The sequence below is a fragment of the Paenibacillus endoradicis genome (assembly GCF_024721975.1).
On record NZ_JANQBB010000005.1, the window covers coordinates 232,531 to 257,283 of the forward strand.

Annotated in this window: 24 protein-coding genes; 18 read left to right on the plus strand and 6 right to left on the minus strand. The window is 37.0% G+C overall.

Annotated elements, in window-relative coordinates:
* Positions 1-38: 38 nt before the first annotated feature.
* Complete coding sequence (locus NV377_RS17530; RefSeq protein ID WP_258202090.1) at positions 39-1,109, plus strand: DUF294 nucleotidyltransferase-like domain-containing protein; 1,071 nt, start codon at positions 39-41, stop codon at positions 1,107-1,109.
* Positions 1,110-1,122: 13 nt separating this feature from the next.
* Positions 1,123-1,860 (plus strand): exonuclease domain-containing protein, encoded by a 738-nt coding sequence (locus NV377_RS17535; RefSeq protein ID WP_258202091.1) that lies wholly within the window; start codon positions 1,123-1,125, stop codon positions 1,858-1,860.
* Here NV377_RS17535 and NV377_RS17540 read toward each other — a convergent pair.
* Positions 1,846-2,262: a M67 family metallopeptidase gene (locus NV377_RS17540; RefSeq protein WP_258202092.1), complete on the minus strand. Its 417-nt coding sequence runs from the start codon at positions 2,260-2,262 to the stop codon at positions 1,846-1,848. The genes NV377_RS17535 and NV377_RS17540 overlap by 15 nt on opposite strands.
* A 159-nt stretch (positions 2,263-2,421) precedes the next feature.
* On the opposite strand from NV377_RS17540, the gene NV377_RS17545 reads away from it, so the two are divergent.
* Positions 2,422-2,970, plus strand: a complete 549-nt coding sequence (locus NV377_RS17545; RefSeq protein ID WP_258202093.1) for a TlpA family protein disulfide reductase — start codon at positions 2,422-2,424, stop codon at positions 2,968-2,970.
* A gap of 195 nt (positions 2,971-3,165) precedes the next feature.
* On the plus strand, positions 3,166-4,425 hold the full coding sequence (locus NV377_RS17550; RefSeq protein WP_258202094.1) for an MFS transporter: 1,260 nt from the start codon (positions 3,166-3,168) through the stop codon (positions 4,423-4,425).
* Positions 4,426-4,469: 44 nt separating this feature from the next.
* Here NV377_RS17550 and cimA read toward each other — a convergent pair whose 3' ends face one another.
* Positions 4,470-6,089 (minus strand): citramalate synthase, encoded by a 1,620-nt coding sequence (cimA, locus tag NV377_RS17555; protein ID WP_258202095.1) that lies wholly within the window; start codon positions 6,087-6,089, stop codon positions 4,470-4,472.
* A gap of 471 nt (positions 6,090-6,560) precedes the next feature.
* On the opposite strand from cimA, the gene NV377_RS17560 reads away from it, so the two are divergent.
* Positions 6,561-7,856: a DNA polymerase IV gene (locus tag NV377_RS17560; protein ID WP_258202096.1), complete on the plus strand. Its 1,296-nt coding sequence runs from the start codon at positions 6,561-6,563 to the stop codon at positions 7,854-7,856.
* A 94-nt stretch (positions 7,857-7,950) separates the two neighbouring features.
* Complete coding sequence (locus NV377_RS17565) at positions 7,951-8,187, plus strand: ferredoxin (protein WP_258202097.1); 237 nt, start codon at positions 7,951-7,953, stop codon at positions 8,185-8,187.
* A 71-nt stretch (positions 8,188-8,258) separates the two neighbouring features.
* On the opposite strand, the gene NV377_RS17570 is transcribed toward NV377_RS17565, so the two are convergent.
* The gene (locus NV377_RS17570) at positions 8,259-8,399 is read right to left on the minus strand and encodes a hypothetical protein (protein WP_258202098.1); all 141 of its coding nucleotides are present in this window, start codon (positions 8,397-8,399) and stop codon (positions 8,259-8,261) included.
* 298 nt (positions 8,400-8,697) lie between these two features.
* On the opposite strand from NV377_RS17570, the gene NV377_RS17575 reads away from it, so the two are divergent.
* Positions 8,698-9,795, plus strand: a complete 1,098-nt coding sequence (locus tag NV377_RS17575; RefSeq protein WP_258202099.1) for a quinone-dependent dihydroorotate dehydrogenase — start codon at positions 8,698-8,700, stop codon at positions 9,793-9,795.
* Positions 9,796-9,811: 16 nt separating this feature from the next.
* Positions 9,812-10,615: a GTP diphosphokinase gene (gene yjbM / locus NV377_RS17580; RefSeq protein WP_258202100.1), complete on the plus strand. Its 804-nt coding sequence runs from the start codon at positions 9,812-9,814 to the stop codon at positions 10,613-10,615.
* Positions 10,616-10,708: 93 nt separating this feature from the next.
* Here yjbM and NV377_RS17585 read toward each other — a convergent pair whose 3' ends face one another.
* Together NV377_RS17585 and NV377_RS17590 are read right to left on the minus strand one after the other, a co-directional pair.
* A complete protein-coding gene (locus tag NV377_RS17585) occupies positions 10,709-11,224 on the minus strand; it encodes a PCYCGC motif-containing (lipo)protein (protein ID WP_258202101.1) in 516 nt (171 codons plus the stop codon).
* A 12-nt stretch (positions 11,225-11,236) separates the two neighbouring features.
* Positions 11,237-11,749 carry a thioredoxin family protein gene (locus tag NV377_RS17590; RefSeq protein ID WP_258202102.1) on the minus strand — a complete coding sequence of 171 codons (513 nt, stop codon included), beginning with the start codon at positions 11,747-11,749 and terminating at the stop codon, positions 11,237-11,239.
* 123 nt (positions 11,750-11,872) lie between these two features.
* Between NV377_RS17590 and NV377_RS17595 the strand changes: the two genes are divergently transcribed.
* The 5 genes from NV377_RS17595 to NV377_RS17615 all read left to right on the plus strand — a co-directional run bounded on the left by NV377_RS17595 (position 11,873) and on the right by NV377_RS17615 (position 17,191).
* Positions 11,873-13,468 (plus strand): RsmB/NOP family class I SAM-dependent RNA methyltransferase, encoded by a 1,596-nt coding sequence (locus NV377_RS17595; protein ID WP_258202103.1) that lies wholly within the window; start codon positions 11,873-11,875, stop codon positions 13,466-13,468.
* Positions 13,468-14,220 carry a pseudouridine synthase gene (locus tag NV377_RS17600; RefSeq protein ID WP_258202104.1) on the plus strand — a complete coding sequence of 251 codons (753 nt, stop codon included), beginning with the start codon at positions 13,468-13,470 and terminating at the stop codon, positions 14,218-14,220. The genes NV377_RS17595 and NV377_RS17600 overlap by 1 nt, the downstream gene beginning before the upstream one ends.
* Positions 14,221-14,602: 382 nt before the next feature.
* Positions 14,603-15,802 (plus strand): acyltransferase, encoded by a 1,200-nt coding sequence (locus tag NV377_RS17605; protein ID WP_258202105.1) that lies wholly within the window; start codon positions 14,603-14,605, stop codon positions 15,800-15,802.
* Positions 15,803-15,875: 73 nt separating this feature from the next.
* On the plus strand, positions 15,876-16,736 hold the full coding sequence (locus NV377_RS17610) for a polysaccharide deacetylase family protein (RefSeq protein ID WP_258202106.1): 861 nt from the start codon (positions 15,876-15,878) through the stop codon (positions 16,734-16,736).
* 203 nt (positions 16,737-16,939) lie between these two features.
* Entirely contained in the window at positions 16,940-17,191 is a 252-nt protein-coding gene (locus NV377_RS17615; protein ID WP_258202107.1) for a hypothetical protein, read from the plus strand.
* Between the two features lie 138 nt (positions 17,192-17,329).
* Here the strand turns inward: NV377_RS17615 and NV377_RS17620 are convergent, their stop codons facing one another.
* Positions 17,330-18,883, minus strand: a complete 1,554-nt coding sequence (locus NV377_RS17620) for a bifunctional metallophosphatase/5'-nucleotidase (RefSeq protein WP_258202108.1) — start codon at positions 18,881-18,883, stop codon at positions 17,330-17,332.
* Positions 18,884-19,086: 203 nt separating this feature from the next.
* Between NV377_RS17620 and NV377_RS17625 the strand changes: the two genes are divergently transcribed.
* From NV377_RS17625 to NV377_RS17645, 5 genes are all read left to right on the plus strand, one after another.
* Positions 19,087-20,127: a phosphate/phosphite/phosphonate ABC transporter substrate-binding protein gene (locus tag NV377_RS17625; protein WP_258202109.1), complete on the plus strand. Its 1,041-nt coding sequence runs from the start codon at positions 19,087-19,089 to the stop codon at positions 20,125-20,127.
* 161 nt (positions 20,128-20,288) lie between these two features.
* Positions 20,289-21,062 (plus strand): phosphonate ABC transporter ATP-binding protein, encoded by a 774-nt coding sequence (gene phnC, locus NV377_RS17630; RefSeq protein WP_258202110.1) that lies wholly within the window; start codon positions 20,289-20,291, stop codon positions 21,060-21,062.
* Positions 21,049-21,864: a phosphonate ABC transporter, permease protein PhnE gene (gene phnE, locus NV377_RS17635; RefSeq protein ID WP_258202111.1), complete on the plus strand. Its 816-nt coding sequence runs from the start codon at positions 21,049-21,051 to the stop codon at positions 21,862-21,864. The genes phnC and phnE (NV377_RS17635) overlap by 14 nt, the downstream gene beginning before the upstream one ends.
* A gap of 10 nt (positions 21,865-21,874) precedes the next feature.
* The gene (gene phnE, locus NV377_RS17640) at positions 21,875-22,681 is read left to right on the plus strand and encodes a phosphonate ABC transporter, permease protein PhnE (RefSeq protein ID WP_258202112.1); all 807 of its coding nucleotides are present in this window, start codon (positions 21,875-21,877) and stop codon (positions 22,679-22,681) included.
* Positions 22,682-22,865: 184 nt separating this feature from the next.
* A complete protein-coding gene (locus tag NV377_RS17645) occupies positions 22,866-24,752 on the plus strand; it encodes a sensor domain-containing diguanylate cyclase (protein WP_258202113.1) in 1,887 nt (628 codons plus the stop codon).
* The last annotated feature ends 1 nt before the right edge of the window (position 24,753 follow it).

Consider the following 24,753-nt stretch of genomic DNA (forward strand, 5'->3'; position numbering starts at 1 on the left):
TAATATAATGACTACGGTTGTATGAGGAGTCGATAGAGTTGGAACTTGCTAAATTTGCTAAGCTGAAAGATGAGATTTCGAGTGCAAAAAATATAATGCAACTACGTGGCTTGAGAGATCAATTTCAACAATCAACAGGGCATATTGAGCAACTGCATGGCGCATATGACATTGAACAATGGAATTTTCATATCAATGATGTACATGATACTCTAATTAGGAAAACCGTTGCATTAGCAGAATTAAGGATGGTAGGGGAGGGCTTCGGGCCCCCTCCTACCTCATATTCATATCTATTGCTTGGAAGTGGCGGTAGAAGTGAGCAGACGCTAGCAAGTGATCAAGATAGTGCCCTCATCTACGAAGATGTTCTGGACAATGAGGAAGTGAAGCAATATTTTATCGTTTTCTCGGGACGCGTAGTAGAAATGTTGAAACAGCTGGGCTATCCACCGTGTGATGGAAAAGTTCAAAGTAATGAGCTAATGTGGTGTCAATCAGAAACCGAATGGAAAGATAAGTTGGAAAATTGGTTTACTGATGCCTCTTGGGAGTCCATTCGTTATTTGCTTATCTGTGCAGATGCGAGATGTATTTCTGGTAATACTCAACTCTTTGATAGTATACGAGACTATTACAAATTAGGATTATTTCGACATGTTACTATTATGGAAAGAATGATTGATAATACAGTACAGTACAAAATGTTAGTTGGTGTTTTCGGTCAATTTATTACTGATCGATATGGTGATCATGTTGGTAGTATAGATGTCAAATATGGCGCATACATACCGATTGTTAATTCCATTCGTTGGTTAGCATTGAATAATCATGTTACTAGTACATCAACGCTTAGTCGAATTGATAGCTTATTTGATAAAGAGGTTATCTCGGTGAGTGAATATCGACAATATAGAGAGGCCTTTTTACAGATGTTGAGCTTGCGGTTGAGAGCGGGGCATCGTATGGAGGCGGGATATTATGAAGGTTATAGCAAACTTAATCCGAAAAAGTTGGATTCTGATGAAATACGAGATCTCAAGAAGAATTTAAAAATAGGAAAAGAAATACAAAGGCATGTTCTAAGAGAATTTGGTAGGTTAAAGTAGGACGGTGTAAACGATGAAAGAGCCTAATGGCGTTGGCAGAATGTGGAATTTATATCGAACAGGTGGCTTTACACCTGCTATCGCCTCGATGCTCGGGTCACAAAATGCTCAGCATATGGCACAGATTCGGAATATGAATCGCGAGCAACGCAGAACCTCAGCGCTTGATGCGACGTTAGAGAGTTTAGAAATTGTTGTGTTTGATTTGGAAACAACGGGGTTTAGTCCAAACAATGGTGATGAAATCATTTCATTCGGTGCAGTTAGTGTTCGTGGTGGTGAAGTTATTGAAGAAGAAAGTTTCTACTCTTTAGTTAATCCTAAGAGGAATATCCCACCTAATATATCGGAACTAACAGGAATTAGTAATGAAATGGTTAAGGATGCCCCTGATCTCATACAAGTATTAAGCAGTTTTATGTCCTTTATCGGAAAACGAATACTTGTTGCTCATGCTTCAGGACATGATAAGCAATTTCTAAATCAAGCATTATGGCGTACCTCTAAGACAAACTTAAATCATAGAGTTATTGATACGATTATGCTCGCAAAATGGCTTGAGCCTGGACTACCTCAATATGACCTTGATACATTATTGCTTCGTAATGACATTCCAATCACTAATCGCCATCATGCATTAGAAGATTCAATTATGACGGCAAAGTTATGGAATATATATATGGATAAAATATCACTCAAAAAAAATATAGTAACACTAGGTGATGTTTACGCCTATTTAAGTCAACACTAATGGATAGTCTTTCATTCCTTTGGTCGGCATCTGCTGATACAATCGAATATAGGGGCTATCTTTTTGTTTATAACTAACAATGCATAGTAGTGGCTTGCTTTGCTCGTCAAAACCTATAATGTCTGAAGATGAAGGAATAGCATCTTCATTCGGATGTGTATGCATATATCCAATCAATTGTAAGTCAGCATGTTGTAGCTTATAAAGTGTATGGATCCATGATTGAGGTTGGAATGAAAAGTAGTGCAACGGGTTAGGATGATCATTTATGATCGGAATAAATGAATCAATATACTTTCCATCGCTGCTAGCTAATACACCGCAAGACTCATAGGGCAGTTGTGTGTATCCATAAGCTATTATTTCCTTGTAGCATGATGATGTCATTGTGAGTGTATTCAATTTGTTCACCTCAGGTCTTATTATTGTACATTAGTATAACGATCACTTGCACGGTTAACAATAGAGTTATGTTCATCATTCTGCAATATCGTTATCTTGTTGCCAATTGCAACTCATGATAGGATAAGAATAGAGTACTGGCTATAGGAAAGGGACGACATGAAAAGAATATATTCCATTATTGTTGTATCACTGTTGCTTGCTAGTTTGGGAATTTATAATTACATAGATGGGCGTAAGTCGGAAGCTATGCTTTCTAACGGTGGTGTATCGCTACAAGATTTCAAACCAAAAGCAGGACAATTGTCACCGACGCAACAACTTCCTGATATTAATGATCAAATGATAAGTTTTGGATCAGCTCAACCTAAGTTACAATTGATTAATTTTTGGGCATCGTGGTGTGGTCCTTGTGAACTTGAAGCGCCAGATCTACAGAAAATTCATGAGAAGTATAGTGATTCTCTAGTTCTATATGGTGTGAATGCTACTAATGATGATCGTGAACGCCAAGCAAGACAATTTGTAGAAGACCAAGGGTTTACATTTGATATATTATTTGATCGTGAAGGTGATATTACAAATTTATATAAAGTAGGAACATTCCCAACAAGTTTTTTAGTTGATCGAGATGGTGTTATTCGTGAACGCATTAACGGAGTCATTACATTAGAACAATGGGAAAGAATTATTGAGCAATACATGTAAGTTATCCTTATTCCATAACAAGTTCTGATAGCCATATTTGCGTAGTGATCTTCGAAATTGTAGATAAAGAGTTGTTTCATTGTTTTTTTATATGACAATGAAATAACTCTTTTTTGCGTTTATAACAAAGTGTTCCATTTCTTAAGCACGGTGAATAGGCTACTACATAATAGGAATAGTAAGTAGGTGGATCTGATGGAAAGTAAGAGCGATCAAACCATATCTAAAAATCGTAATAATTACGATACGGTCATAATACTAGTTCTATTTTTTCCAGCATTATTCGTATTATCAGCTGTTTATTTCACTGTACCGATTATTGTTGAATTGAAATTGGCATGGAATATTACTGATATTGACGCGGCATGGAGTAGTGCTATATTTTCTATATGTTTTGCTCTAGGCTGCCTAGTGTACGGGCCTATCTCTAATTATTACGGTCGTAAACCTATCATAGTCATTGGTCTAGTTTCTTTATCCATCATTACAATTTGTTGCTATTTTGTGAAAGAATATGATCAATTTCTAGTATTACGTGGCTTACAAGGTGCTGCTGCTGCAAGCTTTTCTCCGGTGGCACTTACCTATGTTGCAGAACGATTTCCATTGCCAAAGAGAGTTCTCGTCGTTGGTTATATAAGTATGGGTTTTCTGCTTGGAGGAATAGTAGGGCAGCTCGTTTCAAGTTTTTTTGCAACTTATTATTACTGGCAACAACTATATAGCTGGATGGGAGTCATTTATGGCTTACTAGCATTGATTGTAATGTTATGGTTACCTAACATAGAGTTTAGATCGAGGGATAAATTGAGTGCTGAAGCTGATTGTTCGGTTCAGTTAGTGAAACGTCCCTCGTGGAACAATAGGCTAGAGCGTATTGTTAGCGCAGCTAAAGACTTTCAAAGCAAAAGATTGATGCTGATATACGTAATTACGTTTACAGTCTTATTTGGCTTTGTAGGCTGTTATACGATCTTAGCAGATGTACTGCAATACCAATTATCAAGCTCTCAAATTCTGTGGTTTCGGGCATATGGTGCGATTGGAATGCTCATCTGTCCATTTGTACGTTATATACCTTTGTCACTAGTAACAATGCTGCGATTTGCGTTATCACTCGCTATTCTGGCTTTACTGCTGTTAACGTTTGAACAACAGTTGATTGTGTATATATTGATAAGTATCGTTTTTACTTTTTCTATTGCGTGGTTGGTTCCAGTTGTCATTGCTTTAGTAGGAATATATGGATCGTTACATCGTGGACTATCGACATCGTTATATACATGTATTCTTTTTCTTGGAGCTGCACTAGCTCCAGTCGTAGCAACTACTATCGTCAATAGCTCGTATCGTTCATTTTCATTTTTACTGTTTGCTCTGAGTTATGGAATAAGTTTAATCTGTGCGATGCAATTACCTAGCTCCAAACAGCAAGAAAAGGAATTGATAATTTAAAATAAAAAGCTTGAATCTCATTTGAGAGATCCAAGCTTAATCTATTATAGGTTCGCAAGGCCAGCATGCTCTAATGTAGCATTAGGCAAGGAGTTAATAGTAGCTTTTTCCAAACTAATCAATGCATAGTGGAAGCTGTCAACGATCGCGGCCCAACTCGCATCAATAACATTACCGGATAAGCCGACGGTATTCCAACTATTCAATTTACCTGTAGATTCAATTAATACACGGACTTTAGCAGCTGTAGCATCTTTTTCATCAATTACGCGAACTTTATAATCTGTCAGATGAACATGTTCAATATCAGGGTAATGTTGAACAAGTGCTTTACGAAGCGCAGTATCCAGGGCGTTCACAGGTCCATTACCTTCGGCAACAGTATATATTTGTTTTCCATCAACTGTAATTTTCACGATAGCTTCTGAAATCATAATATTGTTTTTATTTTCACTATGGATTTTGAAAGAATCTACATGGAAAGCAGGTTTCCAGTCACCGAAAGCTTTTCTAAGTAACAATTCAAGAGAAGCATCAGCAGCTTCGAATTGATACCCTTCATGCTCTAATTCTTTAATATGATCCATAATTTCTTTTGTTTTTTCATTATTAGTATTAACATTAAGTCCAAGTGCAGATGCTTTAGAAATAATGTTACTTTGCCCAGCCAGTTCTGAAACAAGTACACGTTGCTTATTGCCTACTAATTCAGGTTGAATATGCTCGTATGTTTTTGAATCTTTCATTATAGCCGAAACATGAATTCCGCCTTTATGTGCGAATGCAGCATTACCTACATAGGCTTGACCAACAGGCATATGAACGTTTGCAATTTCACTAATATAACGTGCAGTATTTGTTAATGTACTGATTTTATTATCAGGAAGACAATCGTAGTTCATTTTCAATTGAAGATTAGGAATAATCGAACAAAGATTGGCATTACCACAACGCTCACCGTAGCCATTGATAGTACCTTGAACTTGAGTTGCTCCAGCACCAACTGCAGCAAGTGTATTAGCAACGGCAAGCTCGCAGTCATTATGAGTGTGAATACCAATCGGAACATCAAGCTCAGCTGTTACTCTAGAGACAATTTCAGCGATTTCATTCGGTAATGTTCCACCATTCGTATCACACAGAACTAGCCAATCCGCTCCACCAGCTTGGGCACTTTTTAATGCTGCAATTGCATATTCTGGATTATTCTTATATCCATCGAAGAAATGTTCTGCATCATACATCGCTTCCATACTATTGCGCTTCAGAAAAGCGAAAGAGTCTTGGATCATCGCTAAGTTTTCTTCGAGTGTTGTTTGTAGTGCAATATGTACATGGAAATCCCATGCTTTTCCCACTAGCGTTGCTGCAGGAACACCAGACTCAATAATTCTAAGGAGACTCGCATCATGTTCGGCAATACTATTCTTACGACGAGTACTACCAAAAGCAGTAAGTTTGGCATTCAATTTCAACGATTTTACCCGTTGGAAAAATTCAATGTCTTTTCCATTACTGCCTGGATTTCCACCTTCAATATAGTGAACTCCTAAAGAGTCGAGTTTTTGAGCGATTTTAAGTTTATCATCTGCGGACAGGCTAATACCTTCACCTTGTGTGCCGTCGCGCAGCGTCGTATCGAAAATGAATATTTTAGATGACATAATTAAGATTGACGCCTCCTTAAATGATAACAAACATTGATTGTATTTACGTATTATAGCACTATCTCCACTATAAGAGGTAGTTCAAAAAGCAGACTTTGATAACGATGCTAGTACTGCCGAGGTTTAGTCGACATCGAAGAGGAAGCGAACTCGGGAAGTCCGGTACGCATGTACCAACTACGTACACTTGCGTTTCCTCCTCCCACAAGTAGCGCTCCATCTTCTCGATTCTTAAAGCCCGCTTATTGAACCTTCAATATAAGAGGTAGTTCAAAAAGCAGACTTTGATAACGATGCTAATGCTACCGAGGTTTATTCGACATCGAAGCTTTAGTTATCAGCTGTATAAAATGATATGTGGAAAAGTTGTCTTTTATCCATATTGACTCAATCGAATTGGTTGTCTATGCTAATTCTATAATATAATGATCGGTTTGCATACCTGTTATCAAAATGGTGGTGGATTAAATGAATGATGTTAATGGACATTATCCCTCAAATGGCAGAGTAATACTACATTTAGATATGAATGCTTTTTATTGCTCTGTACATGAGGCAGAAGAGCCTGAGATTTTTGCAGGCAAAGCTACAGCCGTTTCTGGGAGTGTTGAGAAGAGAAAAGGTATTATTGTTACCTGTTCATACGCAGCTAGAAAACTCGGCATTCGTACAGGGATGAATGTGCGGGAAGCACTACGTATTGATGCTAACCTTATCCTCATTACACCGAATTTCGATCTGTATCGTCGTTATTCCAAAGGGTTTATGTCTATAGCGAATCAATATACACCGCTTATTGAACAAGTCTCGATTGATGAATGTTATCTTGATATTACTGGATCCAAACTATTCGGCACCCCACTTCATATAGCTGAAACAATTCAAAAGCGAATTAAGCAAGAATGGAATCTTCCTTGTTCAATTGGTGTAGCTCCGAATAAGTTATTAGCTAAGATGGCATCAGATATGAAGAAGCCCAATGGTATTACTGTGTTACGTCGAAGAGATGTGCCAAATATATTATGGGAGAAGCCTTGTGTTGAATTATTCGGAATTGGTCAGAAAACAGCAGAGAAGTTGAAAAAACTTCATATTCATACCATAGGTGAGCTTGCTCGCACAGAGGAATCATTATTACTTAAGTCTTTTGGTGTGATGGGTGCATGGATGAAGGACGCTGCTAATGGTATAGATAATAATGAAGTGAAATCGGAACGGGAAGTTAATAAGTCGATCGGGCATACGACAACATTACCAGCAGATTTGACGAATAGCGAAGACATTAATCGCGTATTACTAAACTTAGCAGATCAGACATCAAGAAGGTTACGGCATCAAGGTCTTGTAGCAGGAACAGTACAAATAACGATAAGAAAGCCTGATATGACGACGATTACTCGTTCGTATACAATGGACACTCCAACTCATAATATGGAAGAAATTCATAAGCAAGCGCAACGATTGTTCGCACAGCATTGGCGATATGGTGATCCTGTGAGATTGTTAGGGATTACGTTGCAAAATTTACAACCATTACAATCTTCTGCTATACAACTAGATTTGTTTAGTTATAATGAAGAGCCGAAGAAGGAAGCACTCACGAAAGTAATGGACAAATTGCGTGATAAATTCGGAGAAAGTGCGGTGTTGACTGCGGGGATGTTAAGTGATGATCCTTCTAGTCTAATTCGAGACAAAAAAATCCGTGGAACATCATTGCAAAAGCTTGAAAAAGATTATGAAGATCGAGATAAAAGTAAGTAAGCATATAAAATATTTTTGTGGTATAATATTTTTTGGTATATATACAGCATGATTTTATTTTTGCTTTCTGTGATAGAACTAGGAGGGAATGGCATTGGCTAAGTTTACTTGGGTTGATAAAGACACTTGTATCGCATGTGGTGCTTGTGGTGCAACTGCTCCCGACATCTATGACTACGATGACGAGGGTCTAGCAGAAGTTATTTTTGAAGGCGACGCTAACAGAGGGGTTATTGAAATCCCTGAAGATATGTTTGAAGATATGCAGGATGCTTGTGACGGATGTCCAACAGATTCCATTCGCATTGCTGACGAGCCTTTCAACGCTTAATTGTATAGCGTAAAACAACAGCCCTACTTCATTCTCGAAGTAGGGCTGTTCGTATGTATACATATTATTAATTATGAGAACACAATAAGCAAAGTAGCAATGACGACAACGATGGCAACTGCAACGCCAATTACCCAATATAGAGCTTTTTTGTTTACCTCTTCTTTTGGTTTAACTTTCATAGTTGCTGGTTTTCGTTTAGGTGCGCTCATACTCATTCAACCCTTCTATATCTTTTTTTGTCCACAATAGAATTTAATAATGTCTGAGCGTAGCGCTAGACAAATTCTATTTGGCGATAAAAGCAACCATATAAATGTGGTCACTCATCCTTGAATTACCTCGGGTAGAGGTTTCTCAATGCTTGTATGTCCATTGTAATGCTTTTATGTTGGACTGGCAACATGATAGCGTCATCATTGTGTCAATCCAGTTAAGAATACTTTCTTTTTTGTACTAAAAAGGATACAATTATTGTTATAGCAGTGATACTGAAACGGAGTGGACTAGATGTTATATAGTAAAGTATTAAAACCTTTTTTCTTTAAGATGGATCCTGAAAAGGCTCACCATCTTGTAATAGATGGACTTGCAATGGGTAGTAAAGTGCCAGGAACACTTGCCATTATGAACGGAATGTACGGTGTAAAACCTTCACCTGAATTGAAATCGAATGTTTTAGGTTTAACGTTTGAACATCCAGTCGGGCTAGCCGCTGGTTTAGATAAAAATGGTGTATCAACTGATGGTTTATCTAATATTGGATTCTCATTTGCTGAAGTAGGGACGGTTACTCCAAAAGCTCAATCTGGAAATGATCAACCCCGTTTGTTCCGTTTGCCTCCAGATGAGGCGCTTATTAATCGTATGGGTTTCAATAATGAAGGTTCTGAAGCGATGTCAAAATCACTTCAACGTCGTAAACAACATAAGATGCCGATAGCTGTGAATATTGGTAAAAATAAAGTTACAGCCAATGAATTAGCACATGAAGACTATTGTTCTTGTATTAGAACTTTATATGATGATGGAGATTTCTTTGTCGTAAATATTAGTTCACCTAACACACAAGGGCTTAGAGAATTACAACATGGTAATGAATTACATAACTTATTAGTTCATGTATGTGAAGAAATGGATATTCAGGCTCGTAAACGTAAAGCACCTGCCAAACCGATTTTCGTGAAGATTGCACCAGATATGTCAGATGAGCAATTAGAACATACCGTTGCTACGATCCAGAATAGTCAAATTTCTGGTATTATTGCTACGAATACAACATTATCTCGCGAAGGACTTACTCATCAGAATCAAGGGGAAACTGGTGGTTTAAGTGGAGTGCCTGTGCGTGATCGGTCAACTGAAGTTATCCGTAAAGTGTATCAGTTAACTAATGGAAATGTCCCAATTATTGGATCAGGAGGAATCTTTACTGCTCAAGATGCATACGATAAGATTCGTGCTGGTGCTTCATTAGTAGAAATATATACGGCTTTGATATATAAAGGGCCAGAAGTATTACGAGAGCTAACAGATGGTTTGAAAGAATGCTTACGTAGAGACGGCTTTAGCAACATCGTCGAAGCAATTGGTGCAGATCATAGATAAAACAGGAGGCGGCCAAATGGACGGCAGAGATTGGAGCCTATTTCTGCAGCCGTACGAGCAAGCGGTTGAAGAGTTGAAAGTTAAACTAAAAACGATGCGATCCGAACTGAAAGCTAGAGAGGACTACACGCCAATTGAATTTGTTACGGGGCGTGTGAAAAGAATTTCTAGCATTCTTGATAAAGCAAAACGTCTGAATGTAAGTGAAGATCGGCTTCATCTTGGGATAGAAGATATAGCGGGAATACGTATTATGTGTCAGTTTGTAGATGATATTTATCGAGTAGCATCACTGATTCGTACTCGCAAAGATTTGAAACTGGTGTATGAGAAAGATTATATCGCTAATTATAAGGAAAGTGGTTATCGCAGTTATCATATGATTATTGAATACCCAGTGCAAACTGCAATGGGACATACTCTTATATTAGCAGAAATTCAAATACGTACATTAGCTATGAATTTTTGGGCGACAATTGAGCATTCCTTGAATTATAAATATAAAAAAGCATTGCCAGAGGATGTTCAACAACGTCTTCAAAAAGCTGCAGAGGCTGCTTCTCAGTTAGATAATGAGATGACAAGTATTCGTAAAGAAATTTTGGATGCTCAGACCAGTTTTGAAGATAACTCGAACGTTGTGGCGTCAATACTGTGGGGTATTCAGAAATTATATACTTTCCATCAAGTTCGCTTAGCTGCTCAATATCAAAATAAGTTCAATGAATATTTTGATATTGAAGATTACTGGGCATTGGAACAACTTTCACTAGATCTTGCTGCAGAAGTCGCGAAAGCGAAAAAGAACCATAATTCATAATCTTTCCTGTTCGCTAACAATGCGAGCAGGATTTGCTATGTTGGATGTGAAAAAGCACCGCATTCGCCGTTATTGGCAGATGCGGTGCTTTTTTCACTCTGGTTGCTTATATGCTTTTTCAATCGCTTGCTTAACTTCTTCTAATGAACTGCCCTTGTTCGACATTTCTATAACCATTTCCATCTCATGCTTACATACGCCACATGTTGTACTATGATCAGTCCATGTCACCGCTCCGTCATCTGCGGGATGTTCAGCCCAATAGCACCTCAGTAATGAATCATGCGCTTCATCTGTCTCCGTGCCCTCCATACAGCCACAATAGCAAGGGAGATCGCCCATCATATGCGCATGTTCTCCAACATGACTATATAACTCCGAAGTATGTTCAGTATGATTACTTAGAAAAGTAGGCAGTTCATCTGCTGAGGTAGTTGCTTCCCATGTTTCGGAACCAACTGTATGAATATGTTCCTCTTTGTCCATACTGCAAGCAGCTAATAATGTAATTAGTGCGAAACCGATAAGAAATAGATACATGAATGAAGAGGAATTGCTCTCTTTAGATGGTGTTTGATCTGAATTTGTCGTTTGTTCATTAGTTTCCATTATAAATCCTCTTTACTTATTATATTTTTCAAAGAAAGTCCGGAAATCGCTAAGTGTAGCTCCTTCTGGAGATCCCTCCGCCACGACACCGCCTACAAGACGCTCAACTTCAACGCCATCTTCGAAAGCGATTAGTGTTGGAGTATATTCTACGCCATATTTCGCTTGATATTTAGGGAACTCTAATAAGTTGAATTGTGGTAAGTCCATGCCTAATTCATTAACGATAGGCATAATCTCAGGTGTAGTTTGTTTGCAGTAGCTACAGCTAGCTGAGAACATATAGACAACAAAATCTTCTTTGTCCACTATCTTTTGATCTAGTTCTTCGGGTAAAATAATATTCTGGTAATTCGGATCGTTAAGTAATTCACGCGTTGCAGTATTTAATTCATTGGCAGGTTTATTGTATAATGGATTGTCCTTTTCTAGCTTACCCATTGCAAAAATTCCTACTAGTAATACAACAATAATTCCGATGTAGACCAATACCATGTTTGATTTCTTTTTCTTTTTAGTATTCACGTAATAATTCCCTCCAACTTTTTTTCAAGTACATGTAAGTATTATTGTTACTTACTTACTTTTTTATATTATACACGATTTTATACGTAGATGAAATATTTCTAAACTATTGGAGGCAACTGCATGAGTGTCACTCTTCCCGCGTCTTTCCTAGAAAAGATGAAGTTTTTACTAGACGATGAATATGACAATTTTATGTCATCGTACGATGAACAACGTTATTATGGCCTTCGAGTTAATGAACTGAAAGTAAGTCATGAACAATGGCTTGGTCTCACTCCTTTTCAAGAACATCTTGAGCCGATCCTATGGACAGATAACGCTTTTTATTATGAAGAGCAAGATCGTCCGGGAAAACATCCTCATTACCACGCGGGTATGTATTATATTCAAGAACCGAGCGCAATGGTGCCTGTAGAACTTCTTGATGTACAACCTGGTCAACGTGTCCTAGATCTCTGCGCAGCACCTGGTGGAAAATCTACGCAAATAGCAAGTAAGCTTCAAGGACAAGGAATTATAGTAAGTAATGATATTGCCACAGAACGAACGAAAGTATTGGCTAAAAATATTGAATTAGCAGGAGTTCGAAATGCGGTTGTAATGAATGAGCACCCTAGTCAGATCGCGACGAAATTTCCACAATGGTTTGATCGTGTATTGATCGATGCCCCTTGCTCTGGTGAAGGAATGTTCCGCAAAAACGAAAGTATGATTGAAGAGTGGGGAAATTTCTCAGTTGATCGATGTAGTAGTATGCAACGAGAAATATTAGACGATGTAGCCAAGATGGTTGCTCCCGGAGGTCAAATCGTCTACTCAACCTGTACATTTTCTCCAGAAGAGAATGAGGAGCAAATTGCGAGATTTCTCACAAGACAGCCCGATTTTACAGTAGTACAAGTTGAAGACAATTGGGGTTGGGCTCATGGGAAACATCAATGGGTAAGTAGTGAAGTATCGGAGCAACTAAGTCAAGAGCAATTACATTCTATCGATGGGACAATACGTCTATGGCCACATCGCATGAAGGGCGAAGGTCATTATGTTGCTGTTCTTAAACGTGATGGTATAGCTAGAGATATTACAGAAACTTCATTAAATAGTGAAATTAATCGTCATATTATGTGGCGAGATATAGATAATACAGTAACAAAACGTGATAAGCATGAATCAAAATCTATAAAAAATGGTTACCGGGATCGTCCATCCAATAAAGAAAAAGATAAGAAGAAACAAAATCTTAATTATGGAAAATCATTAAAAGCAGAGGCTACACCTGATGAGATATGGAACATATTTGCTCAGGAACAGGTAGCAATTGTTCCTGAATTGAATTATGAAGCCGTATGTTACGGAAATCGTGTATACTTACAACCAGAGGGTATGCCTTCATTAGCGGGCTTAAAAGTCGTGCGCGCAGGTTGGTATATCGGAGAATTGAAAAACGGAAAGTTCATACCTTCTCATCCCTTAGCGATGGGTATCAGGCAGGATGAAGCGATTAGAAGTATTAATTTTACAAGTACTGATGATTTGCTACAACGTTATCTAAAAGGCGAAACTATCTTTATACAATCAGATCAACTGATAATAAAGGATGGGGCTAAACAGAATGGTTACGTATTAATTTGTGTAGACCACTGTCCTGTAGGTTTTGGTAAAAATGTAGATGGTATGATCAAAAATGAACTTCCAGCGGGATGGAGACTGATATAGTGTTAGAAAAACTAAGAATAGACAAGCTACTTTCTCATGCGGGCTACGGTACGCGTAGTGAAATTAAAAAAGCAGTAAAAGCAGGTCGTGTATTCATTGATGGTGTAAAAGTTAAAGATAGTGGAATTATAGTACAACCAAATATCCAAATTATCACATTTGATGAGGAGCAAGTACATTATAAGTCTACCATTTACCTTATGTTGAACAAGCCTCAAGGTGTTATCTCTGCTACAGAGGATGGTCGCGAGCGTACAGTGATCGATCTACTTTCAGATGAAGATAATTTGTTAAGTCCCTTTCCGGTAGGACGCTTGGATAAAGATACTACGGGATTATTATTACTTACTAATGATGGTCAGCTTGCCCATGAACTTCTGTCTCCGAAAAAACATGTAGATAAAACTTATGAAGCATTAGTGCTTGGAGAAGTTAATGAATCGGATAAGATCGCTTTCGAGCAAGGTGTAACACTAGATGATGGTTACGTTACAAAGCCAGCACATCTGGTGATCTTCGAGGGTTCACAGTCTGATGAGGGGCCATGTACTCGAATACAGCTTACGATTACAGAAGGGAAGTTTCATCAAGTGAAGCGTATGTTCCTTGCTGTAGGAAAGCAAGTTGTGACGTTAACACGGTTGAGTATGGGACCATTGCATCTAGATACAAACTTACCTTTGGGTAAATATCGTGAATTAACGGATCATGAAGTTAAATTGCTTAAGCAACACCGAGGAACAGGAAAATAATATGGTTACAATTCCATAACTGACCTAATAGTCGAACATCAATCCTCTTATGTAGATAAATCCATTCTTAATATGGAAATGTCTATTTAAGGGGTTTTTCTATATCCAAATAATGAAGCGATTTTTTTCTGTTTGTCCATTTCAATATTCCTCAGATCAACCTCGATTTACTAATTGCTTCGTTTACAGTAATCACATTTAAGTTCATCTATGTCATTATTTATGACTAACTTTTGAATACATACATAAATGTTTTTAACTACATTAGCTCCTTCTATTTGACATAAATAACAAATTGGTCGATAATTATACGTGGTAATACTTAACAATTTAACCAAGATGTTTTACTAGTGTTCGAGTAATAGAAAGAAGGGCAATACATATGAATGCAAGTTTATTGAAAAAAAATAGTGCAATTCCTGAGCTTTCGATCGTGAGAGCTATAGCGATCATTGGAGTATTATCCGTACATTCGACATCGGTTGCGGTAAGTACTGGGATGATAGATTCTAATCTATTCTTTCTATACAATTTCGCTAATATCTTTTTGAAGTTTGGTACTACAACCTTTATTTTCTTAAGTAGTTTTGTATTGTTTTACAATTATTTCTCAAGGCCGATTACGAAGGAATTATTGGTGAGTTTTTATAAGAAAAGATTACTCTATATCATTATTCCTTACCTTGTGTTCTCATTGTTCTATTTCTTCTTGAAATATTTCCTTGGCTCAACAGAACTTTCAATAGGTGAGTTGTTAAATAAGCTATGGGGTCAACTGATAACAGGAAAAGCACATGATCATTTGTATTTTGTCTATATTAGTATTCAATTTTATTTAATGTTTCCAATTTTTCTCTTCATATTTCAGAAGTTTCCCAAACTTACACATTGGCTAATCCCAATCGGGATAATTATACAATGGAGCTTCATTATTATTAATAAGTTTGGACATGATTATGGTCTTCCAGTTCCAGTACACAATAGAGGTAGCTGGTCATTAAGTTATTTCTCGTATTATTTTATGGGGGCTTATATCGGAATTTACTTTAATGAGCTGAAACGATGGATTATCGTAGCGAAGGATAATGTTACGAAGAAGCGATTAACATTATGGATATCTACACTTTGTTTATGGTTAATTGCTGGATTGTATCACGTGCATATTTACTATCAAATCCGTCAAAATTCAGCTAAATATAATACAACATGGATGGATTTCGTATGGAACTTACATGCATTATTAACGGCAATTGTATTGCTTCAACTTTCATTTATATTGTATCGCAAGTTACCAACCTTTATACGAGGCTTAGCTACTAGATTAGGTGAGTTATCATTCGGGATATACCTTTTCCATCCGTTCATTTTGATGTTCTATCGTAAATTCCCAGCTACATCAGGTAATATCTATCTTCATCATCTATGGTATCTAAATGGTTTCTTAGTAGCATTAGTAGGATCATGGGTGTTCGTGACTTTATACGCAAGATTTGTTCCACAACCTTGGATTGTATTCGGTAACTTACCGAAGCGGAAGGCTAAGAAGACCCTAGTAGAGAAAGAACAAGGGGTTCAATTATAGAAGTAGAGGAAGTTCTGAAAGCCCGGTTTGATAGGTACCAAAATTTTCAATAAGGAATATGGAGTGAATGACATTGAGTAAAAAGAAAACATCGATCATTATTCTTATTTTGGCAGTTTTAATTATTTGTATTCCAGAGGTTTATGCTAGTCAGATGAAAAAAGCAAAAATATATTATAAGAACAAAGTTATCGTTCTTATGTATCATCATATTGATGAAACAGAAAGTGGAGCAACGATTTCTCCCGCTAGATTTGGCACTCATATGAAATTATTAGATGAAAAGGGTTATAACGTTATTAGTGTGGAGCAATTTGCTGAATTTATGAAGAAGAAAGAAAAAGTACCGAATAACGCAGTTGTCATAACATTTGATGATGGCTATGATAGTTTCCGCCAGTACGCAATACCAATCTTAGAAAAATACGGAATGGTTGCGACGCACTTCATTATTGGTACAAGCTCAGATCTACATAATGTAAAGACTGCTCACTTATCATGGGATGATATGCGTAAATTAAAAGAAAAAGGAAACAGTTTCTACAGTCACACATATGATCTTCATAATTATGGACCACTTAATAAAGATGGTAGCAAAACTGGTCCAATGTTGTCTAATCCTTTATACCTTGCAGATAAAGGAAGAGTAGAGACGAATAAAGAATATCTTGCACGTATAACTGAAGATTTATCTCAAATTGAGAAACGGTTAGACGAAGAGTTAAACAATGAATATCAAATGATAGCATTCCCATATGGTTCATTTAATGAAAAAGCTAAGAAAGTGCTGTCTGATCTAGGAGTAACGCTGTTCTTTACGACTCGCCCAGGAATTAATAAGCCTGGAAGCGATGAAGTTTATCGTATCAATGCAGGCACTCCGAAATTAACTGCGAATAAGTTCTTAGAAAGACTTGAAGAATATCACGACTAATTAAATGACCACTTACGTATGAAAACAGTCTAATGTTGAGGATTCCCTCAAACATTAGACTGTTTTTTGGTTTAAATAAGTAAGTACTCCACTTACAAAAAATCTAGTGAAGTAGGAATATATTAGACTATGAACGCATTAAATATAAGAGATTCACTACTAAATGAGTGTGAATACTAATTGAATGTTTGGAGGGAAATATAATGGCGAAAAATAATCGAGGAAAATTATTATATAGACAACCTTCACGAAGTCGTGGTACTTGTCCAATCTGTCTGGCTACAAGAATAAAGTTGCTTGATACGCAGAGAAAATCAGATGGTACAGTTCTCAAAGTATGTAAACGTTGTGTTGGAGCATCTAAGCAAAGAATAGAGGCTGCGGTTGATGTGACTACCCCTCTTGCATTTCGCAGAAGACACAAGAAAGCTTTTCATCAATTGAAGGTGCAGTAAAGAATTAATTGTGTTGCCAAGGTAGAACTAATTTGAAGCAACATACTGACCAAAGCTCTTATCAAATCAATAAGAACAGGGAGCGGGCTAATGTGTCGTCACTAATCATGACGATATATTAGCCCTCTTTGTGTTGATCTACTTAATAATATCCCAGTTTTGCTCAACATGAGCATGAATAACAGGATGCTCACGTAAGTAAGTAGCAATCACTTCCGTCATATCAATTTGCAAATCCGAGATGACAGGACAACTTGCAAAATAAGGAAAGTTTCCGGCTCCAGTGGCACGATAATTATTCATTACTACATGGAAGGTTTTCATAGGTTTTATCGGTAGTTCATTAATAGTTGCTTGAACAATTCTAGAACCAATTGGCTTCGATATATCCATCGTGTAATAAATCCCTTCCCACATATCATAATTGTATGGTTGTGCTTTTGGGTAAAGGAATGAAGGATTTACTGCGATTTGATCATTTTCCAATGTGAAATAGGACGCACATTGTTCTAAAGCTAACATCAACTGCTCACCTGTCACAGCAAGTACTTTAAGCGTGTTAGGGTATATATAATTGGTTACAATGTCGCGCATAGTAACGATTGGTTTAAAGCCTCCTGGTTGATCGTGAAATAGAGAAGTGCAAGAGATAGTAGTACCAGTAACATCCATCTGAAGCTCTTGTAGAAATTGTACGTATGGATGCTTATGAATGCGTACATCCATCGCATTCTCATAGAGCATATTTCCATGAACAGTGGCAATTGGTTCATCGAGCCATTGTTCTGTCTCCTCGTGTAAGGTGGAGACTGAAGCAACAACTTTAGGATGAAGTTGATCATGCTCATCAAGCGATATTAAAGTCGGTTCATGATGAATAAAAATAACTTCATCATTTTCAAGTGTTATATCTATCATAATCTGACCAACTTTTACAGCTCTTGATCCAGGTTGCACAATTGATTTTCCATATGCTTTTGAGCTGATCTCACGATGCTGGTGCCCAGTAATCAATATATCAAAATCTAATTGTTGCAACATCTGATAGCCTTGATTCTCTCCAGAGTCAGACTCCTCTAATTCTCCTGTCTCTAATGAATGAGAAAATCCGCCGTGGTAGCTAATAACCGATACATGCACTTTTTCTTGTTCCTTCATTACCTCGAGCCAATAACTTACCGATGCTAGTGCATCATCAATTTGTAATCCAGTTAGATGAGCTGGATCTTCCCAGATCGTAATAAAATGTGTAGTTACTCCAATGACTCCGATACGTACACCATCTACTATAAATATCTCATATGGTTTCACCCAAGCGTTACCATCATCATTTCTAATATTACAACTGAGCCAAGGGTAGTCAGATTGCTCAATAATTCTTTCCAAATTTTCTCTTCCATAGTTAAATTCATGATTACCGAATATAGCCGCATCGTATTTAAGTTCGTTGGTAGCTTTAATAATCGGATTTGATTCTAACGGGCGATAAGCTTGCTTGAAATAGGTAAGTGGACTCCCCTGAATAAGATCTCCATTATCAATTAATATGGTTGGATAGTTTGAACGTAACACTTCAATTTTGGTTGCTAATTGAGCAAGTCCAAGCGGCTCATTCATACCACGATATGCTGTAGGCATTATATACCCATGAATATCACTTGTAACAAGCAATTGTAACTTATGTGTCGACATCTGGTCACCTCTTTGTTCTTTATTAAATATGAAATGTACTTACAAGTATAGTATCTAAATTTGGTGAGAACCTAATTTTACAATAAATTATTGTTTTAATTTGAATGTCCCAATATTAATGAATAATTAAAATGAGGATGACATTCCCTTAACAAATGATTGTTATATTCACTTAGTATTAGAAAATTAGGAGGGAAACATCAATGAGAAAATTAGGAATCGGGTTAAGCTTGTTAATGATAATTGTATTGTTAGCAGCATGCGGTGGCAATAACAATGGGAATGCTACTAACGGAGGAGAAGACAAAAAAATAGACAAGCTATCTATAAGTTTCGTTCCTTCTCGTGACCCACAAGAAATCATTACTGCTACAGAGCCTTTGAAGGAATTATTGAAAACAGAACTTACTGCACAAGGTTATGAAATAGGAGCAGTAGATATTACTGTAGGAACGAACTATGAGGCTGTAGGAGAAGCGTTATCAGCCGGAACTACTGATGTAGGATTAATCCCAGGTGGTACTTACGTGCTTTATGATGACGGTGCAGAAGTTATTCTTACCGCGACACGTGCTGGACTTAATAATGATTCAGATAATCCGGCAGATTGGAATAAAAATAAACCAACAGAAGGTACAGATGTACAAGCAACATCCTATCGAGCATTATTAATTGCCGGTCCTTCTGAAAAAGGGAAGGCGTTGGCTGCAAAAGTTAATAATGGAACAGCACTAACGTTTGAAGATTTGAATAATGTTTCATGGAATGTTATGTCTTCTTCATCTCCTGCTGGTTACATTTATCCTGCATTATGGTTGAAAGAAAACTTTGGCAAAACAATCACTGATCTATCACAAGTTGTACAAGCAGATTCGTACGCAAGCGCATTTGCTCGATTAGCAGTGGGTCAAACGGATGTAATGGTTACGTATGCGGATGCTAGACGAGATTATGCTGACAAATGGAATTCTGAGTATGGTCGTGCAGCTTCGATTTGGGAAGAAACTGATCTAATAGGTGTAATGCCAGCGATCTATAATGATACGATCAGTGTAAGTAAAAACTCATCCATTATGAATGATGATCTTAAAGCTGCTCTACAGAAGGCTTTTATTAACATTGGTAATTCAGAAGCTGGTAAAGAAGTTATTGCAATCTACAGCCACGGCGGATATCAAATCGCAAAAGATAGTGACTATGACAATGAGCGTAAAGCACAAGAACTTGTTCAACAATTAAAGTAGTTGAATGATATAAGTAAAAGTTCAAAGTCTGTTTTTTGAACTACCCCTTACAATGAAGGTTCGAAAAGCCGGCTTTCTGAGCAGTTTAACAACTCAATACTAGGGAAAAAATGAGGACGATACTATATGTTCTCATTTTTTCAATGATTGGAGAATAAAAAATGATTCAATTTGATCATGTTAACAAGCGCTACCCGAATGGCTACCAAGCGTTAAAAGACGTAAATCTATCGATCGAACAAGGAGAATTCGTAGCGATTATTGGATTATCTGGTGCAGGTAAATCTACTTTGCTACGTTGCATAAATCGTATGCATCATATTACGGATGGCTCGTTGAAAGTAAATGGAACGGAAATAAAACAGCTAAAGGGAAAAGAAATTCGGAAATTAAGACGTAATATAGGTATGATTTTTCAATCATTTAATCTTGTAACAAGAATTTCTGTCATGAAAAATGTATTAGTTGCATTTGTTCCCGAAATTTCATGGTGGAGAAAGCTTCTTGGGATTTTTAGAGAGGAAGAGAAGAGGAAAGCTTTGATGGCATTGGATCGAGTAGCCATTCTTGATAAAGCTTTCGTTCGTGTAGATCAATTATCAGGTGGTCAACAGCAACGTGTAGCACTAGCTAGAACGTTAGCGCAAAACCCTAGTATTATACTTGCAGACGAGCCGGTTGCATCGTTAGATCCGATAACAGCTCATCAAGTAATGGATGATTTTAAAAGAATTAATGAAGAGACGAATATGACAATTCTTATCAACATTCACCATGTTGACTTAGCACTCGCCTATGCTTCCCGTGTCATTGGTATTCGCGGAGGTGAAGTAGTATTTGATGGAACTGCTTCAGAGGTGAATGATGAGGTGTTGCAATACATTTATAATGGAAATGTTGAGGGGGGAGGGATAGAACATAATGCAAAGCAGTAAGTTGTTAACTAGAACGATTACTTTACCGAACGGTAAAGTGGTGCATGAAAGACGTTCTTTGTTCCCACTATACATGATCATTGCACTTGTTCTGATCTACTATTCGGTTCAATTGACCGGATTCAATATGGAGTTGCTATTTAGGAGAATTCATAAGTTTTTCGTTATTCTTCAAGATATGATTCCACCTAATTGGGATTACATCTCACAGTTATGGAGCCCGCTTATTGCAACGATTAAGATGTCTCTTTTTGGATCATTGCTTGGTTCTCTTTGTGCTTTACCACTTGCAATATTAGCAGCAGGCAATATTAGTGGTCTGAAATGGCTTACAATAACGATGAAATTCGTACTTAGTTTGCTACGGACGCTACCTACATTAGTCGTTGCATTAATTGCTACATTCATATTTGGACTAGGAACGATGGCAGGTACAGTCGCTATTTTTCTATTCTCTATCGCTTATGTTGGGAAATTATTATATGAACAAATAGAAAATGCGAATATGGGTGCATATGAAGCGATGCATGCAATGGGTTTAACGACAATTCAATCGTTCCGGTATGCAATATTTCCACAAGTTCTCCCAAACTATTTGTCTACATCACTATTCTGTTTTGAAGGTAATGTTCGATATGCGGCGATACTTGGTTATGTAGGTGCTGGCGGTATAGGTTTAATGTTGAATGAAAGTATAGGTTGGAGAAACTATAGCAATGTAGGAATGATCCTTATTATGCTTGTTATAACGGTTTATATTATTGAGTCCATTAGTGAATATTGCCGCAAAAAACTGACTTAGGAGTAATGCCATGAATGCGATAGATAAACAATACTTAAATCGACCTAGGATACGTTGGACGCAAATCGTCTCAACGCTCGGTGTAATTTTATTATTTCTTTGGTCGACATCAGCAATTCAATTGAACAATTTAACGGCCAATGGGCTTGAAATAGCAGGAAACATAATGAGAGGTCTAGTTAATCCTAATCTGGATCTACTTTTCAATTTTACACAAAAAGGTGTCCCATATTTGTTACTGGAGACGATGGCAATCGCTTTATTAGGTACAATTGTTGGGGGCGTACTTGCAATACCCCTTGCGTTTCTATCGGCGTCTAACATCGTTCCTAAGCCAATATCCATTGTAGTTCGATTTTTACTTATTATTATTAGAACAATTCCTGCTATTGTCTATGGGCTTATGTTCATTCGTGTCACGGGTCCTGGTCCATTTACTGGTGTACTAACAATGTCACTTACAAGTATCGGTATGCTCTCCAAATTATACGTAGACGTTATTGAGGACCTAGATACTTCTGTATTAGAATCGATGGAATCAATAGGTTGTACGACCATTGAAAAAATTCGGTTTGGCATTATTCCACAGCTAACAGCAATGTTTCTGTCGATCGTTATATATCGCTACGATATGAATTTAAGGGATGCAGCTATTCTTGGGTTGGTAGGAGCAGGTGGGATAGGAGCTCCTTTGATCTTCGCTATGAATTCTTATCGTTGGTCAGAAGCTGGATCTATACTCATTGGCCTGATCATACTCATTCTGGTAATTGAACTATTATCAAATAAAATAAGAACAAAACTAGTACAAGGTTAGTTCGCTTAGTGCGCCCTTACTATTTCATGTATCAATACTACATGAAATAGTAAGGGCGTATTTGCATTGTTGAACGAAGGTTGTTTGTACACCAACACTAACGGCAACGATATATTGCATGTGCTTTTTCCTTAAATATGGTAAACTGTTCTCATTGAATTCAACATGAGAAGGCGGTCTGAATTTGTCTACAGGTATAAGAAAAATTAGAGCCTTATTTCTAGTTTTGTTCGTGACAATGATTGTATCTGTCCTTATATTTTCTAATATTTCACATGCAGATAGTTCAGATGAAGATAAAATTGTTGCGCTTATTAATCTAAGTGATGTTACAAGTAATGAAGAACCATTTTATTCATCTTTAGACGGAGAGTGGTTCATCTTTCCTGAAATGTTACTTTCACCAACTGAAGTACATTCATATATACTGCGAGATTATGCAGGAACTATACAACTACCAAGTTCGTTTGAAAGGCAAACGGGAAAAACGAATACTTATGCTACGTATGCAACGAGATTGAAAATACCAAAACAGTATGTAGGTCGGACTTTAGCTGTTCATGTTCCATTTCAATACAGCGCTTACAAATTGTATGTAGATCGAATTGAAGTCGCTAGTAATGGACAAGTTGGGAGTAATAAAAATTCGCATCAAACAGAAATGGCTCCACGGTTAGGTTACATGGTACCAACTACAGATGAAATATTACTTACTTTGCAAGTATCTAGTTTTGAACATATTCGTGGCGGAATTGAAAATACAATGTTTATCGGTGAAGCAAATGTCGTAGCTCAAAAATTTAATACGAATATAATATGGACATTATTTGTTAACGGAAGTATTTGTATTATGGGTCTCTTTATGATTCTGTTTGCGTGGTTCCGTCGACAAGAACGTGTGTTTTTTATATTTGGTTTATTTTGTCTATGCTTCTCCGTACGTTCTTTTTACGGATATCCTTTTTATTACACGTTAACAATGCTTGAACTACCTTGGATATGGGGAACAAGATTTGAATATATCTTTACAGAAGCAAGTATATTGACATTTATATGGCTTATCTCGGAATGGTATAAGGAGCAATTTTCAAGAAAAGTACTTGTCTTCATAACTTATTTTATTTCAGCTTTAATGGTCATTACATTATTGACAAAGCCACTATTTTTCCAAGCGCTTTACTTTAATATATTTTACCTTGTAATTCCACTAGTGGGTTATATGATAGTCGTAATTATGAAAGGATTTCTCACAGGTAGTAAGAAAGACATTGTGAATATGGTAGGGCTAATCCTTGTAGTTGCTGGATCGTTGAACGATTATGCAATGGGTCAAGGTTGGATTGAATCTATTATTTTATCCTTACCTGCGGTTGGCATATATGTTGTCATTCATGTTATTTTGATGAGTCGTAGCTATGCTGAAAAAGTACTTGAAACGGAAACGTTGAATGATTCTTTAATCCAGCTCAATGCGACATTAGATGAAAAAGTAAACCTCCGTACAGAACAATTGATGAAAGCCAATGAATTATTGGAAAAGCAAGCTTTAATCGATGGACTAACAGGTATATACAATCGTCATCGTTTTAATGAATATATTAGAGAAGCATTTCAAAAGTCTCATGAAGAGGGCTCTTCATTGTCAATCATTTTGTTCGATTTGGATGAATTTAAGAAATATAATGATCATTATGGTCATATTCAAGGTGATTACTTATTAAAACAAGTGGTTGAAATTGTTGCGCAGTACCTTCCTGCTAATAGTTTGTTTGCACGTTTTGGTGGTGAAGAGTTTGTTGTTGTATTACCTAATATGCTTCTTTCTGAAGCCTATACGATTGCAGAGGAAACACGACAAGGCGTTGAGGATGCGAAGCTTGTTCATTTTAAACGAGTTGATGGTTATGCAACAATAAGTGTCGGAGTAGCGTCAATGACAGGACAAACAACATTTAACTCTGAGGTAGAACTAATTGATGCAGCTGATCAACAGTTATATCGTTCTAAGAACGCTGGTCGTAATATTACCTCCTCTGTTGAAAAAATACATTACTTTGATATACAGCATTAAT

Excerpts from the sequence above, each read along its gene's own strand:
- NV377_RS17535 (WP_258202091.1), top strand. The coding sequence starts at position 1,123 with ATGAAAGAGCCTAATGGCGTTGGCAGAATGTGGAATTTATATCGAACA.
- NV377_RS17545 (WP_258202093.1), top strand. The coding sequence starts at position 2,422 with ATGAAAAGAATATATTCCATTATTGTTGTATCACTGTTGCTTGCTAGT.
- NV377_RS17550 (WP_258202094.1), top strand. The coding sequence starts at position 3,166 with ATGGAAAGTAAGAGCGATCAAACCATATCTAAAAATCGTAATAATTAC.
- cimA (WP_258202095.1), bottom strand. The coding sequence starts at position 6,089 with ATGTCATCTAAAATATTCATTTTCGATACGACGCTGCGCGACGGCACA.
- NV377_RS17560 (WP_258202096.1), top strand. The coding sequence starts at position 6,561 with ATGAATGATGTTAATGGACATTATCCCTCAAATGGCAGAGTAATACTA.
- NV377_RS17570 (WP_258202098.1), bottom strand. The coding sequence starts at position 8,399 with ATGAGCGCACCTAAACGAAAACCAGCAACTATGAAAGTTAAACCAAAA.
- NV377_RS17575 (WP_258202099.1), top strand. The coding sequence starts at position 8,698 with ATGTTATATAGTAAAGTATTAAAACCTTTTTTCTTTAAGATGGATCCT.
- yjbM (WP_258202100.1), top strand. The coding sequence starts at position 9,812 with ATGGACGGCAGAGATTGGAGCCTATTTCTGCAGCCGTACGAGCAAGCG.
- NV377_RS17585 (WP_258202101.1), bottom strand. The coding sequence starts at position 11,224 with ATGGAAACTAATGAACAAACGACAAATTCAGATCAAACACCATCTAAA.
- NV377_RS17595 (WP_258202103.1), top strand. The coding sequence starts at position 11,873 with ATGAGTGTCACTCTTCCCGCGTCTTTCCTAGAAAAGATGAAGTTTTTA.
- NV377_RS17605 (WP_258202105.1), top strand. The coding sequence starts at position 14,603 with ATGAATGCAAGTTTATTGAAAAAAAATAGTGCAATTCCTGAGCTTTCG.
- NV377_RS17615 (WP_258202107.1), top strand. The coding sequence starts at position 16,940 with ATGGCGAAAAATAATCGAGGAAAATTATTATATAGACAACCTTCACGA.
- NV377_RS17620 (WP_258202108.1), bottom strand. The coding sequence starts at position 18,883 with ATGTCGACACATAAGTTACAATTGCTTGTTACAAGTGATATTCATGGG.
- NV377_RS17625 (WP_258202109.1), top strand. The coding sequence starts at position 19,087 with ATGAGAAAATTAGGAATCGGGTTAAGCTTGTTAATGATAATTGTATTG.
- phnC (WP_258202110.1), top strand. The coding sequence starts at position 20,289 with ATGATTCAATTTGATCATGTTAACAAGCGCTACCCGAATGGCTACCAA.
- phnE (WP_258202111.1), top strand. The coding sequence starts at position 21,049 with ATGCAAAGCAGTAAGTTGTTAACTAGAACGATTACTTTACCGAACGGT.
- phnE (WP_258202112.1), top strand. The coding sequence starts at position 21,875 with ATGAATGCGATAGATAAACAATACTTAAATCGACCTAGGATACGTTGG.